Origin of the sequence: Amaricoccus solimangrovi, from assembly GCF_006385685.1 — a bacterium.
GTDB classification, from domain to species: Bacteria; Pseudomonadota; Alphaproteobacteria; order Rhodobacterales; family Rhodobacteraceae; genus Amaricoccus; species Amaricoccus solimangrovi.
In genome coordinates this window covers 1-13,493 of the sequence record NZ_VFRP01000050.1, presented here as the reverse complement: position 1 = coordinate 13,493, position 13,493 = coordinate 1, and the positions used below count along the sequence as shown (strand labels likewise).

At 72.1% G+C, this 13,493-nt stretch carries 12 protein-coding genes and 1 pseudogene; 8 read left to right on the top strand and 5 right to left on the bottom strand.

Annotated features, from left to right (window positions below; genetic code table 11):
* From FJM51_RS24005 to FJM51_RS22165, 8 genes are all read left to right on the top strand, one after another.
* Nucleotides 1-316, top strand: a 316-nt coding sequence (locus FJM51_RS24005) for a phosphatase PAP2 family protein (RefSeq protein WP_181164714.1), incomplete at its 5' end; no start/stop codon positions are given.
* Nucleotides 317-480: 164 nt separating this feature from the next.
* Nucleotides 481-1,134, top strand: a complete 654-nt coding sequence (locus FJM51_RS24000) for a TetR/AcrR family transcriptional regulator (RefSeq protein WP_181164713.1) — start codon at nucleotides 481-483, stop codon at nucleotides 1,132-1,134.
* Between the two features lie 66 nt (nucleotides 1,135-1,200).
* Nucleotides 1,201-1,923, top strand: coding sequence for a fatty acid desaturase (locus FJM51_RS22190; RefSeq protein WP_140456302.1), 723 nt, complete (start codon nucleotides 1,201-1,203; stop codon nucleotides 1,921-1,923).
* On the top strand, nucleotides 1,923-2,447 hold the full coding sequence (locus tag FJM51_RS22185) for a sterol desaturase family protein (protein ID WP_140456301.1): 525 nt from the start codon (nucleotides 1,923-1,925) through the stop codon (nucleotides 2,445-2,447). Before FJM51_RS22190 ends, FJM51_RS22185 begins: the two co-directional genes overlap by 1 nt.
* 4 nt (nucleotides 2,448-2,451) lie before the next feature.
* The gene (locus FJM51_RS22180) at nucleotides 2,452-3,717 is read left to right on the top strand and encodes a glycosyltransferase (RefSeq protein WP_140456300.1); all 1,266 of its coding nucleotides are present in this window, start codon (nucleotides 2,452-2,454) and stop codon (nucleotides 3,715-3,717) included.
* On the top strand, nucleotides 3,714-4,871 hold the full coding sequence (gene crtY, locus FJM51_RS22175; protein ID WP_140456299.1) for a lycopene beta-cyclase CrtY: 1,158 nt from the start codon (nucleotides 3,714-3,716) through the stop codon (nucleotides 4,869-4,871). The genes FJM51_RS22180 and crtY overlap by 4 nt, the downstream gene beginning before the upstream one ends.
* Nucleotides 4,868-6,352, top strand: coding sequence for a phytoene desaturase (locus FJM51_RS22170; protein ID WP_140456298.1), 1,485 nt, complete (start codon nucleotides 4,868-4,870; stop codon nucleotides 6,350-6,352). The genes crtY and FJM51_RS22170 overlap by 4 nt, the downstream gene beginning before the upstream one ends.
* Nucleotides 6,349-7,338 (top strand): phytoene/squalene synthase family protein, encoded by a 990-nt coding sequence (locus FJM51_RS22165; RefSeq protein ID WP_140456297.1) that lies wholly within the window; start codon nucleotides 6,349-6,351, stop codon nucleotides 7,336-7,338. Before FJM51_RS22170 ends, FJM51_RS22165 begins: the two co-directional genes overlap by 4 nt.
* Here the strand turns inward: FJM51_RS22165 and FJM51_RS22160 are convergent.
* The 5 genes and pseudogenes from FJM51_RS22160 to glyA all read right to left on the bottom strand — a co-directional run bounded on the left by FJM51_RS22160 (nucleotide 7,245) and on the right by glyA (nucleotide 13,333).
* Complete coding sequence (locus tag FJM51_RS22160) at nucleotides 7,245-8,120, bottom strand: polyprenyl synthetase family protein (protein ID WP_140456296.1); 876 nt, start codon at nucleotides 8,118-8,120, stop codon at nucleotides 7,245-7,247. The genes FJM51_RS22165 and FJM51_RS22160 overlap by 94 nt on opposite strands.
* A 405-nt stretch (nucleotides 8,121-8,525) precedes the next feature.
* Nucleotides 8,526-8,856 (bottom strand): annotated as a pseudogene (locus tag FJM51_RS22155) (type II 3-dehydroquinate dehydratase).
* A 116-nt stretch (nucleotides 8,857-8,972) separates the two neighbouring features.
* Complete coding sequence (locus FJM51_RS22150; RefSeq protein ID WP_140456295.1) at nucleotides 8,973-10,625, bottom strand: electron transfer flavoprotein-ubiquinone oxidoreductase; 1,653 nt, start codon at nucleotides 10,623-10,625, stop codon at nucleotides 8,973-8,975.
* Nucleotides 10,626-10,651: 26 nt separating this feature from the next.
* On the bottom strand, nucleotides 10,652-11,509 hold the full coding sequence (gene purU, locus FJM51_RS22145; protein ID WP_140456294.1) for a formyltetrahydrofolate deformylase: 858 nt from the start codon (nucleotides 11,507-11,509) through the stop codon (nucleotides 10,652-10,654).
* 555 nt (nucleotides 11,510-12,064) lie between these two features.
* Nucleotides 12,065-13,333 carry a serine hydroxymethyltransferase gene (glyA, locus tag FJM51_RS22140; RefSeq protein ID WP_140456293.1) on the bottom strand — a complete coding sequence of 423 codons (1,269 nt, stop codon included), beginning with the start codon at nucleotides 13,331-13,333 and terminating at the stop codon, nucleotides 12,065-12,067.
* Between the last annotated feature and the right edge of the window lie 160 nt (nucleotides 13,334-13,493).

The following is a 13,493-nucleotide window of genomic DNA, read 5'->3' as shown; positions in this document are numbered from 1 at the left end:
ATGCGTCCGGGACTGTTCGTTCACATCGGCCGAGGCGGCGTCGCTCTCGACGACGGCGATGGTGCTCTCCATCGCCCTGTGGCCCCGCGCCCGTCGCCGGGGACGGTTCTTCCTCATATCGATGCTGGGCGCGGTCGCGGCCGGAGGATCGTTCCTGCGCGTAATGATGGGACGCCATTTCCTGAGCGACCTCGTCTTCTCGATCCTGCTCTGCGCTCTCGTCGTGCTCGGACTGCGGAGCCTGATCGGCCGCGTCCCGGACGGTCCGACGCGGGTGAGCGGCGCCGCGGGCCGCGATCGCGACGCCCCTCCGTAGCGTGTCCGTGCGTTGCCGACCGCCCTTGGACACCAGCGCGGGTCCACGCCGAACGGCCCGCGCCCGCGTCGACCAACTGCCCGCGGCGGCTTGCAAGGGTTCACGACCGTGTGGACAGGCGTGCCTCGCCGGGTAGAACAGCGGGGGAGGCTATTGGTACGAACGTGCGCGCCAAGGGAACCCGGAACGCGGAATACGACGCTCGGCGCCAGCGGCTGCTCGAGCACCTCGGGCGCGCGCTGAAGGCGGGCGGGACGCGCCGGCCGACGCTGCGGGAACTCGCGAAGGCCTGCGGCTGCGGGGTGTCGACGCTGAACCATTACTTCGGGCGCCGCGAGGATATCGTCGCGGCCGTATTCGAGGAGTCGCACCAGGGCGCCGCCCGACAGATCGCGAACATCCGGCGCGGAGATCCGCCGTTCGAGGAATCGATCCGCGAAGTCGCCGGCAAGGCCTGGATGGCGCTGGCCGATCGCGGCGTCGCGCGGACCCTCGCGCTCGGGCTGGCCGAGGGGCTTGGCAGCCCGCGGCTGGGCGAGGCCTATATCAGCGAGATGTTCGATCCGTTCATCCTCGCACTGGCGGAGCGCTTGGCCTCGCACATCGCGCGGGGCGAGATGCGCGAGGTGGATCCCCGCATGGCCGCGCTCGCGCTGGCGTCGCCGCTCCTTCTCGCCGCGCTTCACCAGAGGGAGCTTCAGGGGGAGAGAGTCCTCCCCCTCGCGAGCGACGACTTCGTGGAGCACCTCGCCGCCGCCTTCATCCGCGCCTATCGCGCGGAGCCGGCGGGGTCGGAGGCCAAGAACCGGGAGGGGTGAGGGAAGGGCTGGAAGCTTGCCGGCCGATGGCATATCCTGTGACGGGTGAACCAGAATTGGACTCCGATGACCGAAGGGCCGCGCCGACGCCCCCATTCGCTGGTCAGCGGCCTGCTGGCCGGGTCGGTCGTGCTCTGCTGGCTGACGCTGCATGTGGCGGCGGTCTGGCATCTCGACGCGGCCGCGCGGCCCGGACTGGCGCTCGCGGCGCTTCTCGGGCTGACCTGGCTCTCCGTCGGGCTCTTCATCATCGCCCATGACGCGATGCACGGCTCGCTCGCGCCGGGGAGGCCCGGGCTGAACGCCGCCGCGGGCCGGCTCGCGCTGACGCTTTACGCCGGGTTCTCCTGGCGCAAGCTGGTCGTGAAGCACATGGCCCACCACCGTCACGCCGGGACCGAGCGCGATCCCGACTTCGGCCACGGGCGGCGGGGCCCGGTCGCGTGGTACGCGGACTTCGTGCGCACCTACTTCGGCTGGCGCGAGTTCTTCGTGCTCGGCGGCGCGACGATCCTCTACGCGCTGCTGCTCGGCCCGCGCTGGCCCTATGTCGGCTTCTGGGTGGCGCCCTCGCTGCTCGCCTCGATCCAGCTTTTCGTCTTCGGCACGTTTCTTCCGCATCGGCGGGGCGACGACGGTTTCCCCGACCGGCACAACGCCCGCTCGACCCGGATGGGCGCGCCGCTGTCGCTTCTCACCTGCTTCCACTTCGGCGGCTATCACCACGAGCACCATCTCGATCCCTCGGTGCCGTGGTGGCGCCTGCCGGCGCCCCGGGCGCGCGCGTGATGATCGGACCGGTTCTCATCATGCTCGCGACCGCCGCGGCCATGGAGGGGGTCGCCTACGCGGTCCACCGCTGGATCATGCACGGGGCCCTCGGCTGGAGCTGGCACCGCTCCCACCACGAGCACCACCACGAGGGCCTGCTCGAGAAGAACGACCTCTACGCGGTCGTCTTCACCGTGCTCTCCATCGGCCTCTTCGCGCTCGGCGGCCGCTGGTGGCCGGCGCTCTGGTGGGTCGCGGCCGGCATGAGCCTCTATGGCATCATCTATTTCGCTGTGCACGACGGCCTCGTGCATCAGCGCTGGCCGTTCCGCGTCGTGCCGCGGCGCGGCTACCTGCGCCGGCTCTACCAGGCGCACCGGCTGCACCACGCGGTGGAGGGGCGCGACGGCTGCGTCAGCTTCGGCTTCGTCTACGCGCCGAAGGTCGAGATCCTGAAGGCGCGCCTCGCGCGCACCGGCGCGCTGGAGCGCCGCGCCTCGCACCACCGCGACGCCTGGCGGCCCGATCCGGGGGAGATCTGAGCCGGTGGCCCGGATCGTCCTCTGCCTCCCGGCCCTGTCGAGCCACGCCGCCGTTCACGGCGTGCTCGCGCGCGAACTCGCCCGCCGCGGCCACGACTGCCGCTTCGTCGGCGCCGGCGGGCTGACGGAATACGCCCGGCGCGAGGATGTCGCGCTCGAGACGCTTGGCTTCGACGAGATGGACATGCGGAGCGCCGGGCTCTGGCGCGTGTTGCGGGCCACGGCGCGGGCGACGCGCGACTGGATCGAACGCGGGCCCGACGCGCTCGCGCGGCTCGCGCCCGACCTCGTCGTTGCCGACCAGGCCGAACCCGGCGCCTCGCTCGCGGCCGAGGCGGCGGGGCTGCCGCGGGTGACGATGGCGGTCGCGCTGCCGCTGGACCGCGACGAGGCGATCCCGCCGCCCTTCGTCGGCTGGCCGATGCTGGAGGGGGACCGCGGCCGGCGGCGCAACCGGGGCGGCTGGCGGGTGGCGGACGCGCTGATGACGCCGCAGTCCCGCGCGCTCGCGGCCGGATGCCGGGCGCACGGGCTCCCGGTGCGCGCGCGGCTGTCGGACTGGATCTCGCCGGAGCTCGACCTGCGCCAGTGGGTGCCGGCGCTCGACTTTCCCCACGATCCGGGCGCCGGCGCGCGCCCGGTCGGACCGCTGCGCGACGGCGAGGCGGGGGGCGTCGACCTGCCCGATGACCTGTCCGAGACCCTGTCCGACGACGGGCGGCCGCTGGTCTTCGCCTCGCTGGGGACGCTTCAGGGCGGACGCGCCGGGCTCTTTCGGGCGATCGCCGGGGCGGCCGAGGATCTCGGCGTCCGCCTCCTGCTCGCGCACGCGGGCGGCCTCGACCCGGCACGGGTCGCGGCGCTACCGGGGCGGCCGCTGGTCCGGGCGTTCTGGCCGCAGCGCGCGCTCCTCGCGCGGGTTTCGGCCTGCGTGACGCACGCCGGGCTGAACACCGTGCTCGACTGCGTGGCCCATCGCGTGCCGATGGTGGCGGTCCCGCTCGCCTTCGAGCAGCCGGCGATCGCCGCGCGGCTCGCCCATCACGGCGTCGCCCGCGTGGTGCCCGGCCGTCGCGCCACCCGGGCCGGCATCCGCGAGGCGCTGGCCTCCGTGCTGGGCAATGCCGCGTACTCCGCCGCCCTCCGGGGCCTGTCGGCGGAGATGGCCAGCGCCGGCGGAGCCGCGCGCGCCGCCGACTACCTCGAGGGGTTCCTCGCCGCCCGGGGCGTCCTCCGCCCGGCCCCGCGATCCGCCGCCGGCCTGTCGTGAGGATCGACCTGCTCCTCGCCGGCGCGGGCCTCGCGAGCGCGCTGATCGCTTTACGAGTGGCCGAGGCGCGCCCCGGCGCGCGCATCCGCCTGGTGGAACAGGCCGAACGTCCGCCCGACGCGCACACCTGGTGCTTCCATGCGACCGATCTCACCCCCGCGTGGCATCGCCGGCTCGCGTCTGGCCTGCGCGCGCGCTGGGAGGGCCAGGAGGTGCGCTTCGCCGATCATCGCCGCGCGCTTCGCGCGGGCTACGCCTCGCTCGACGACGCGGGGCTGGCGCGGCTGCTCGCCGCCGCGGAGGGGATCGAGGTCGTCCGGGGCGCGCCCGTCGCCGCGCTCGACGCCGGGGGCGCGACGCTGCGCGATGGGACGCGGATGGACGCGGCCTGCGTCATCGACGGCCGGGGCGCGGCGCCGTCGCGGCATCTCGTCACCGCGTGGCAGAAGTTCCTCGGGATCGAATTCGAGACCGAGGCGCCGCACGGCCTGGCCCGGCCGGTAATCATGGACGCGACGGTGCCGCAGATCGACGGCTACCGCTTCGTCTATCTGCTGCCGTTCTCGCCCACGCGCCTGCTCGTCGAGGATACGCGCTACAGCGACGGACCGGCGCTCGACGACGCCGCGGCCGCGGACGAGGTCCGCGCCTACGCGGAGGCGCGCGGCTGGCGCGGGACCGAGGCGCGGCGCGAGCGCGGCGTGCTGCCGATCGCGCTGGCGCATGACGCCGCGGGGCTCTGGCAGGAGGCGGCGGGTGGCGCGGTGCCGGTCGGGCTGCGCGCCGGGCTCTTCCACCCGGTCACCGGCTATTCGCTGCCCGTCGCCGCGCGGGTCGCCGACGTGGTCGCGGAGAGCCCGCTTGCCACCGGCGCGGTCTTCGCCGCCGTCCGCGACTTCGCGCTCCCCAGGGCGCGGGAGGACCGGTTCCTTCGCCTGCTCAACCGGATGCTGTTTCGCGGCTGCCCGCCCGAGGCGCGCCACCGCGTGCTGTCGCGCTTCTACCGGCTGCCCGAGCCGCTGATCGAGCGCTTCTACGCCGGCCGGCTGACCGCGCTCGACCGGCTGCGCATCGTCGCGGGCAAGCCGCCGATCCCGGTCAGCGCCGCCCTGCCCTGCCTGCGCGAGGCGCCGCTCCTGGCGACGGCGCGATGAGCACGGCGATCGTCATCGGCGCGGGGTTCGGCGGACTGGCGCTCGCGATCCGGCTGCAGTCGGCCGGCATCCGGACCACGCTGATCGAGGGGCGCGACAAGCCGGGCGGCCGCGCCTATGTCTGGCGCGAGCAGGGCCATGTCTTCGACGCCGGGCCGACGGTGATCACCGATCCCGACAGCCTGCGCGAGCTCTGGGGCTTGAGCGGACAGGACATGGCGCGCGACGTCACGCTGCTGCCGGTGTCGCCGTTCTACCGCCTGCTCTGGGACGACGGGCGGCGCTTCGACTACCTCGGCGACGCCGAGGGGCTCGAAGCCCAGATCGCCGCCTTCGACCCCGCCGACGTCGCAGGCTACCGCCGCTTTCACGCCTACGCGGAGGAGGTCTACCGTGAGGGCTACCTCCGCCTCGGCGCCGTGCCCTTCCTCCGCTTCCGGCAGATGCTGAGCGCCGCGCCCGTGCTCGTCCGGCTCGAGGCGTATCGCTCGGTGCACAGCCTCGTCGCCCGCTTCATCCGCGATCCGCATCTGCGCCAGGCCTTCTCGTTCCACACGCTGCTCGTCGGCGGCAATCCCTTCTCGACCTCGGCGATCTACGCGCTCATCCACGCGCTCGAGCGCCGCGGCGGGGTCTGGTTCGCAAAGGGCGGGACCAACGCGCTCGTCGCCGGCATGCTCGCGCTGTTCGAGCGGCTCGGGGGCCGGCTCCTCCTCGACGCGCCGGTCGCGCGGATCGAGACCGAGGGATCGCGCGCGACCGCGGTGATCCTCGCGAGCGGCGAGCGGCTGGCGGCGGACATGATCGCGAGCAACGCCGACGTGATGCACACTTACCGCGATCTGCTCGCCGGCACCCGGCGGGGGCGCGTCAAGGCCGCGATCCTCGGCCGCCAGCGCTGGTCGATGTCGCTCTTCGTGCTGCATTTCGGGCTCGACAAGGCGCCCGAGGGGCTGGCGCATCACACCATCCTGTTCGGCCCGCGCTACCGCGAGCTCGTCTCGGAAATCTTCCGCGGGCCTGGGCTGCCGGAGGATTTCTCGCTCTACCTCCATTCGCCTTGCGTCACCGACCCGTCGCTCGCCCCGCCGGGCATGTCGACGCATTACGTGCTCGCCCCGGTGCCGCACCTCGGGCGCGCGCGCGTGGACTGGGCGCGCGAGAGCGAAGCCTATTCCGAGCGCATCCTGGCCGCGCTCGAAGCCCGGGTGATCCCGGGGCTGCGCGCCCATCTCCGGGTGAAGCGCGCCTTCACCCCCGCCGATTTCGCCGGCGCGCTCAACGCCCACCACGGCAGCGCCTTCTCGGTCGAGCCGATCCTCGCGCAGTCAGCCTGGTTCCGGCCGCACAACCGCGACCGGACGCTGCGCAACCTCTATCTCGTCGGCGCCGGCACCCATCCCGGCGCGGGCATCCCGGGCGTCGTCGGCTCGGCCAAGGCGACGGCGGCCGTGATGCTGTCCGACGCGGCGCGCGCATGAGCGTGCAAGAGGCGGAAGCGGCGATCGCCGCCGGCTCGCAGAGCTTCGCCGCCGCCGCGCGGCTACTGCCCCGCGCGATCCGCGACGACGTGGTCCAGCTCTACGCCTGGTGCCGGCACGCGGACGACGTGATCGACGGTCAGGCCCTCGGAAGCGCGCCGGCCTCCGTCGCCGACGCCGCGGACCGCCTCGCCGGGCTGCGGGCCGAGACGCTGGCGGCGCTGCGCGGCGATGGTCCGGTCTCGGCGCCCTTCGCGTCGCTCCGGACGGTGGCGCGGCGCCACGGCTTCCCCGAAAGCTGGCCGCTCGATCTCATCGACGGTCTGGCGATGGATGTGGAGGGGCGGAGCTATGTCCGCTTCGAGGATACGCTCGACTACGCCTATCACGTCGCGGGCGTTGTCGGCGTCATGATGGCGCGGATCATGGGCGTGCGCGACGAGGCCGTGCTCGACCGCGCCTGCGACCTCGGGATCGCCTTCCAGTTGACCAACATCGCCCGCGACGTGCGCGACGACCACAACCTCGGCCGCGTCTACCTGCCACGGGACTGGCTCGCGGCGGCGCGCGCGGAGGTGGGCGACGCCCTGCCCTCGCCGGAACTCTACTCGGTGATCCTGCGCCTCCTGGACGCGGCCGAGCCCTACTACGCCTCGGCGCGCGCGGGCCTGCCCGCGCTGCCGCCGCGGGCCGCCTGGTCGATCGCGGCGGCGCTGCGCATCTACCGTGCGATCGGGGGACGCATCCGCGCCGGCGGCCCGGGCGTCTACCGCGCGCGCGTCGGCACCGGCGCGGCGACCAAGGCGCGCCTCGCGCTCGCGGCGCTGTCCGACGCCGGGCTGTCGCGGGTGTGGCCCGCGCGCGCCGACCGCTCCGCGTTGTGGACGCGCGCTCAGGCCGCGCGGGGCGCGACGTCGGGCAGGACGGTCGCCGTGTACCAGGCGAGCGGCGCGGCGTCGAACGGGCAGTCCGACAGGGCGGAATAGAGCTGCTCCCGCAGGCGGTTGTAATGCGCGGCCGCGCGGGACGCGGTGTTGGCCGCGAGGAGCCCGCGCCGCGGCCGCGCCGCCGCCGCGTCTCCGTCCTCCATCACGTCCAGCAGATCGTCGTAGGACTGGAACACGCGTCCGAGGAGCAGCCCGAGCTCGATCAGCGCCGCGGTCTGCCCGGCCGGCAGGCCTCTGAACACGGCGAACATCTCGAAGCCGGCGGCGAACAGGGCTCCGGTCTTGAGATCATGCTCCCGGACGACTCCGTCCGGGGACTTCGGGGCGTGCAGGTCCAGGTCCTGCCCGGCGCAGAGCCCGGCGGGTCCGAGCGCGCCGGCGAGGATCGCCACGAGCCGGGCCCGCGTGGCCGGTTCGGCGCCCGGCGTGACGGCCAGCAGGTTGAGCGACTCGGTCACGAGGGCGATGCCCGCCAGGATCGCCCGGGCCTCGCCATGGGCGACGTGCGTCGTGGCCTGGCCGCGCCGGGTCGAGGCGTTGTCCATGCAGGGCAGGTCGTCGAAGACCAGCGAGGCGGTGTGCGCGAGCTCGAGCGCGCAGGCGATATCGACGAGCGTGGGACAGACCTCGCCCGTGGCCGCGCCCGCGAGCAGGATGAGCGTCCCCCGGAACCGCTTGCCCCGCGCGAGCGCCGCCTCGGCCATCGCCGCGCCCAGAGGGCCGGATCGCGCGCCGAACCCGCCGCTGATCGCCGTCAGGGTCTGGTCGATGGTGCCGCGCCAACGCGCCACGTCCTCACAACCGTTCTGATGCGTCGTCATCTCTCGCGCCCGGTTTAGTGTGGTACACCTGTCCAAGACTATGGACTACATTCGATGACGGCGAAAGAGCGGTAAATGGATGACTTAGCAGCCGCCAAAGCCAATCTTCCCCGGGCGCGCATCAACGTTCACCAGCGGGAAGTCACGGGCGGCGTTCGGTCGCGGCGCAGGCCACGTTCAGGACGGCGGGCGGCGCTCGACAGATTCCGGGATGACTTCGGGCGCGGTTGATGGCCGATGCCAAGGGCCATCCGGGTCAGGTGGGGCGACGAGGCCGTCGGGTACGTGTCCGGAACACCCTCTCCGCGAACAAGCAACGTCCGCTCCCCGCGAGCCTGTTCCCTCCGATGCGTCCGGGGTACCGGAGCCGGCCGCGTCGGGGCACTTCCTTCGATCCGCCCGGGATCAGTCAGCCAGAATCGCGGCGAGCGCACGGACCGCGATCGGATAGCCCGGCGCGCCGAGACCGGCGATGACGCCCTTCGCGAGCGCGGAGACCAGCGAATGGCGGTGCGGCTCGTCGCGCGTGGATGTTCGAGAGATGGACCTCGATGACGGGCGCTGTCACCATGCGCGGGGCGTCGACGAGCGGGATGGAGCGGAAGCTCGGTCCGGCCGGGTTGATCACGATGCCGGCGTCCGCGTCGATCGCCTCATGGATCCAGCCGACGAGCTCACCCTCGAAGTTCGTCTGCCGGAAGACCAGCGGGCGCGCGCCCGCCGCCTCGCGGCACATCGTCTCGACCTCCGCGAGCGTGGCGCGTCCGTGGATCTCGGGCTCGCGCGGACCGAACCGGCTCTATCGGCGCCGCCGAGGCGATCCGACACTCCTCCGCCGCGGCGCGGAGTCGGTCACATGTTCGGGTAGTTCGGCCCGTCGCCGCCCTGCGGGGTCGTCCAGTCGATGTTCTGCGACGGATCCTTGATGTCGCAGGTCTTGCAGTGGACGCAGTTCTGGAAGTTGATCTGGAAGCGCGGATCGCCGCCGTCCGCGTCGCGCAGCACCTCGTAGACTCCCGCCGGGCAGTAGCGTTGCGCCGGCTCGGCATAGGCCGGCAGGTTGGTCTGGATGGGGACCGACGGATCCCTCAGCCGCAGATGGCAGGGCTGATCCTCGGCGTGGTTGGTGAAGGAGAAGGCGACGTTGGTCAGCCGGTCGAAGCTGAGCACCCCGTCGGGCTTCGGATAGTCGATCGGCGCGAAGCTGGCGGCCTCGCCCGTCGCGGCGGCGTCGGTCTTGCCGTGCCGGAGCGTGCCGAAGGGCGACCAGCCGGTCAGGCTCGACACCCACATGTCGAGGCCGCCGAGGGCGAGCGACGGGTACATGCCCCATTTCGACCACATCGGCTTGACGTTGCGGACCGGCTTCAGGTCCTTCGCGATCGGGCCCGCGGCGACCGCCTCGGCATAGGCGGCGAGTTCGTCCCCCTCCCGCCCGGCGGCGATCGCCGCGTGGGCGGCCTCGGCCGCGGCCTTGCCCGACAGCATGGCGTTGTGGTTGCCCTTGATCCGGGGCACGTTGACGAAGCCCGCCGAGTCGCCGATCAGCGCCCCGCCGGGGAAAGTGAGCTTCGGCACCGACTGCCAGCCGCCCTCGGAGATCGCCCGCGCCCCATAGGCGATGCGCTTGCCCCCCTTCAGCACCTCGGCGATCAGCGGATGGTGCTTGAAGCGCTGGGATTCCATGTAGGGGAAGAGGTGCGGGTTCTCGTAGTTCAGGTGGACGACGAAGCCGACATAGACCTGGTTGTTGTCGAGATGGTACATGAAGGACCCGCCGCCGGCGTTGCCGCCGAGGGGCCAGCCCATCGTGTGCGTCACCTGCCCGGGCTTGTGGACCTCGGGACGGACCTCCCAGAGTTCCTTCATGCCGAGGCCGTACTTCTGCGGCTCCCGCCCCTCGGCGAGCCCATATCTCGCGATGAGCTGCTTCGCGAGGCTGCCGCGCACGCCCTCGCCGATCAGCACGTACTTGCCGCGCAGCTCCATGCCGGGCTCGTAGGACGGGCCGGGGGCGCCGTCCGCCTCCAGCCCGAACTCGCCGGCGACGACGCCCGCCACGCGGTCGCCGTCCATCACGAGGGCCGAGGCGGCCATGCCGGGGAAGATCTCGACGCCAAGCGCCTCGGCCTGCTCCGCCATCCAGCGGCAGACGTTGCCCATCGAGACGATGTAGTTGCCGTGGTTCGACATCAGCTTCGGCATGGGCCAGTTCGGGACGCGGATCTGGCCGGACTCGCCGAGGACGAAGAACCGATCCTCGGTGACGGGCACGGTGAGCGGCGCCCCCGCCTCCTTCCAGTCCGGCAGCAGAGCGTCGAGGCCCGAGGGGTCGAGCACCGCGCCGGACAGGATGTGCGCCCCGACCTCGGAGCCCTTCTCGAGGACAACGACGGAAAGCTCTGGGTCGAGCTGTCTCAGCCGGATCGCGGCGGAGAGGCCCGCGGGGCCGGCGCCGACGATGACGACGTCGAACTCCATCGACTCGCGTGTGGTTTTGGCCATGGTGGCTCTCCCCGATGCTGTCCGGTTTACTTCGCGAAGACCACGGTGCGGTGGTCGGAAAGGAGCACGCGGCGCTCCAGGTGGCTCTTGACCGCGCGGGCGAGGACGCGGGACTCGGTGTCCCGGCCGATCGCGACCAGATCCTCGCCGGTGTCGGCGTGGCTGATGCGCGCAACGTCCTGCTCGATGATCGGGCCTTCGTCGAGGTCGGCGGTCACGTAGTGGCTGGTGGCGCCGATCAGCTTCACGCCGCGCTGGTAGGCCTGCTTGTAGGGGTTCGCGCCCTTGAAGGCGGGCAGGAACGAGTGGTGGATGTTGATCGCCCGCCCCGACAGCTTGCGCGTCAGGTCGTCGGACAGCACCTGCATGTAGCGGGCGAGGATGACGAGCTCCGCCCCCGTCTCCTCGACGAGATCGAGCAGCGCGGCCTCCTGCTTCGGCTTGGTCTCGGGCGTCACCGGCAGGTGGACGAAGCGGATGCCCTCGTGCTCGGCGATCCGGCGGGCGTCCTCGTGGTTCGAGACGACCGCCGCCACCTCCGCCCGCAGCCAGCCGACGCGGATCTGGTAGAGCAGGTGCAGAAGCGCGTGGTCGAACTTCGAGACCATGGCGATGATCTTCGGCGGCCGCGCGGCATCGACGACCTTGAGATCGAGGCCGAGCTTGTCGACCGTCGGCGCCAGCGCCTCCTCGACATCCTCGACGGTCAGGCCCTCCGGCCCGACGAAGGCGACGCGGAGGAAGAAGCGGTTGGCCGGGCGGTCCCAATGCTGGTTCGTCTCGGTGATGTTGCCGCCGAGATCGACGATGGCAGTGGAGACGGCGGCGATGATGCCGGGGAGCGGATCGCTGGTGATGGTCAGGATGAAGGACATTTCCGACATTTCGATACTCCGGAAGATTGGCGGCGCTCCTGTCGGCTGCGATCCGACAGGGATGCGGGCGCGTACGAGGCAGCGAAGGGCTTCACATTGGGCCGTCGTGAAAGAAACTTGCTAAGCGGTTGCCAACACGTTGGAAATTTCCATTTCTTGGGGAAATCTGTTGCGACGGTCCCGGTGGGGCTCCGTTGTCGGCCAACCTATCCGTCGCGGACGCGCGGCCATAGAATGTTTGCGACGGGTCGGCTGATGCTTCGAGACAGGTCCGCCACGCGGACCGAAGCTGTGCGCGCGGGCCTGCGACCTCGGCGCTGCGGCGGATCGACGGCGAGGCCGCCGGTCGAGGTTTCCCTGGACTTCACGCTCACGTCGCGCCCGGTCTGGCGCCTGCGTCTCGACGCGGGCGTCGGGCGGCACGACATGGGAACCGTCGCCCCGGAGCGCGATCTCGGCGGCGTTCCCGATCTGGACGTCGCGCGGCCACTCGCGCCGACCGGAGCCGCGCGGCGCGGCTCCGGTCGGATCATGAATTGCGCCCCCGGGACCGGGGGCCGAGGTTCAGTCGGCGTAGACCGGATGGGCGGCGCAGAGGCGGCGCACCTCGGCCTGGACCTCGGCCTCGACCGCGGCGTCGCCCTCGGGGCCGCTCGCGGCGAGCGCGTCGATCACCTTCAGCACGAGCTCGCCCACGCGGGCGAACTCCGCCTCGCCGAAGCCGCGCGTCGTGCCGGCGGAGGTGCCGAGCCGGACGCCCGAGGTGACGAAGGGCTTCTCCGGGTCGAACGGGATCGCGTTCTTGTTGCAGGTGAGCCCGGCGCGCTCGAGCGCGCGCTCGGCGTCCCGGCCCTTCACCCCCTTCGGCCGCAGGTCGACCAGAACCATGTGGCAGTCGGTGCCGGCCGAGACAATGTCGAGCCCGCCGGCCTTGAGCGTCTCCGAGAGCTTGCGGGCGTTCGCGATCACCCGGGCGGCGTAGTCCTTGAACCCGGGCTGGAGCGCCTCGCCGAAAGCGACGGCCTTCGCGGCGATCACGTGCATCAGCGGCCCGCCCTGGTTGCCCGGGAAGACGGCCGAGTTGAGCTTCTTGGCGAGCGCCTCGTCGTTCGTCAGGATGATGCCGCCGCGCGGGCCGCGCAGCGTCTTGTGCGTGGTCGAGGTGACGACATGGGCGTGCGGCACCGGGTTCGGGTAGAGCCCCGCGGCGATCAGCCCGGCGTAATGCGCCATGTCGACCATCAGATACGCGCCGACCTCGTCCGCGATCGCGCGGAAGCCAGCGAAGTCGATCTCGCGCGGATAGGCGGAGGCGCCGGCGATGATGAGCTTGGGCTTCGTCTCGAGCGCGCGGGCGCGGACCGCCTCCATGTCGATCAGCTGGTCGCTCTCGCGCACCTCGTAGTCGACGACGTCGAACCACTTGCCCGACATGGTGACGGGCGAGCCGTGGGTGAGGTGGCCGCCGTGGGCCAGCGACATGCCCATGATCCGGTCGCCCGGCTGGAGCAGCGCGAGGAAGACGGCCTGGTTCGCCTGCGCGCCCGAATGCGGCTGGACGTTGGCGAAACCCGCGCCGAAGAGTTCCTTCACCCGGTCGAGCGCGATCGTCTCGACCTCGTCGACGAATTCGCAGCCGCCGTAGTAGCGCTTGCCGGGATAGCCTTCGGCGTACTTGTTGGTCAGGACCGAGCCCTGCGCGATCAGCACGTCGCGCGAGACGATGTTCTCGGAGGCGATCAGTTCGATCTGGTCGCGCTGGCGGCCGAGTTCGCGGGTGATGGCGGCGGCGACGGCGTCGTCGGAGAGGCGGGGGGCGGCGGTGTCGAGCATGAGGGATTCCTTGGTGTCAGAGCCCGGCGGCGATTTCGCGGTTGGCGAGGCTGATGAGCGCCTCGACATGGGGGAGGAAGGAGCGCCAGACGGTGAGGTGGAAGCGGTCGTCGGCCTCGCGGGTCAGCACGATCTGGACGGTGTCGAAGATCGTGCGCGC

Coding starts and splice junctions, on each gene's coding strand:
- FJM51_RS22160 (WP_140456296.1), bottom strand. CDS start 8,120: ATGACGACGCATCAGAACGGTTGTGAGGACGTGGCGCGTTGGCGCGGC.
- FJM51_RS22190 (WP_140456302.1), top strand. CDS start 1,201: ATGACCGAAGGGCCGCGCCGACGCCCCCATTCGCTGGTCAGCGGCCTG.
- glyA (WP_140456293.1), bottom strand. CDS start 13,333: ATGCTCGACACCGCCGCCCCCCGCCTCTCCGACGACGCCGTCGCCGCC.
- purU (WP_140456294.1), bottom strand. CDS start 11,509: ATGTCGGAAATGTCCTTCATCCTGACCATCACCAGCGATCCGCTCCCC.
- FJM51_RS22170 (WP_140456298.1), top strand. CDS start 4,868: ATGAGCACGGCGATCGTCATCGGCGCGGGGTTCGGCGGACTGGCGCTC.
- FJM51_RS22165 (WP_140456297.1), top strand. CDS start 6,349: ATGAGCGTGCAAGAGGCGGAAGCGGCGATCGCCGCCGGCTCGCAGAGC.
- FJM51_RS22185 (WP_140456301.1), top strand. CDS start 1,923: ATGATCGGACCGGTTCTCATCATGCTCGCGACCGCCGCGGCCATGGAG.
- FJM51_RS22150 (WP_140456295.1), bottom strand. CDS start 10,625: ATGGCCAAAACCACACGCGAGTCGATGGAGTTCGACGTCGTCATCGTC.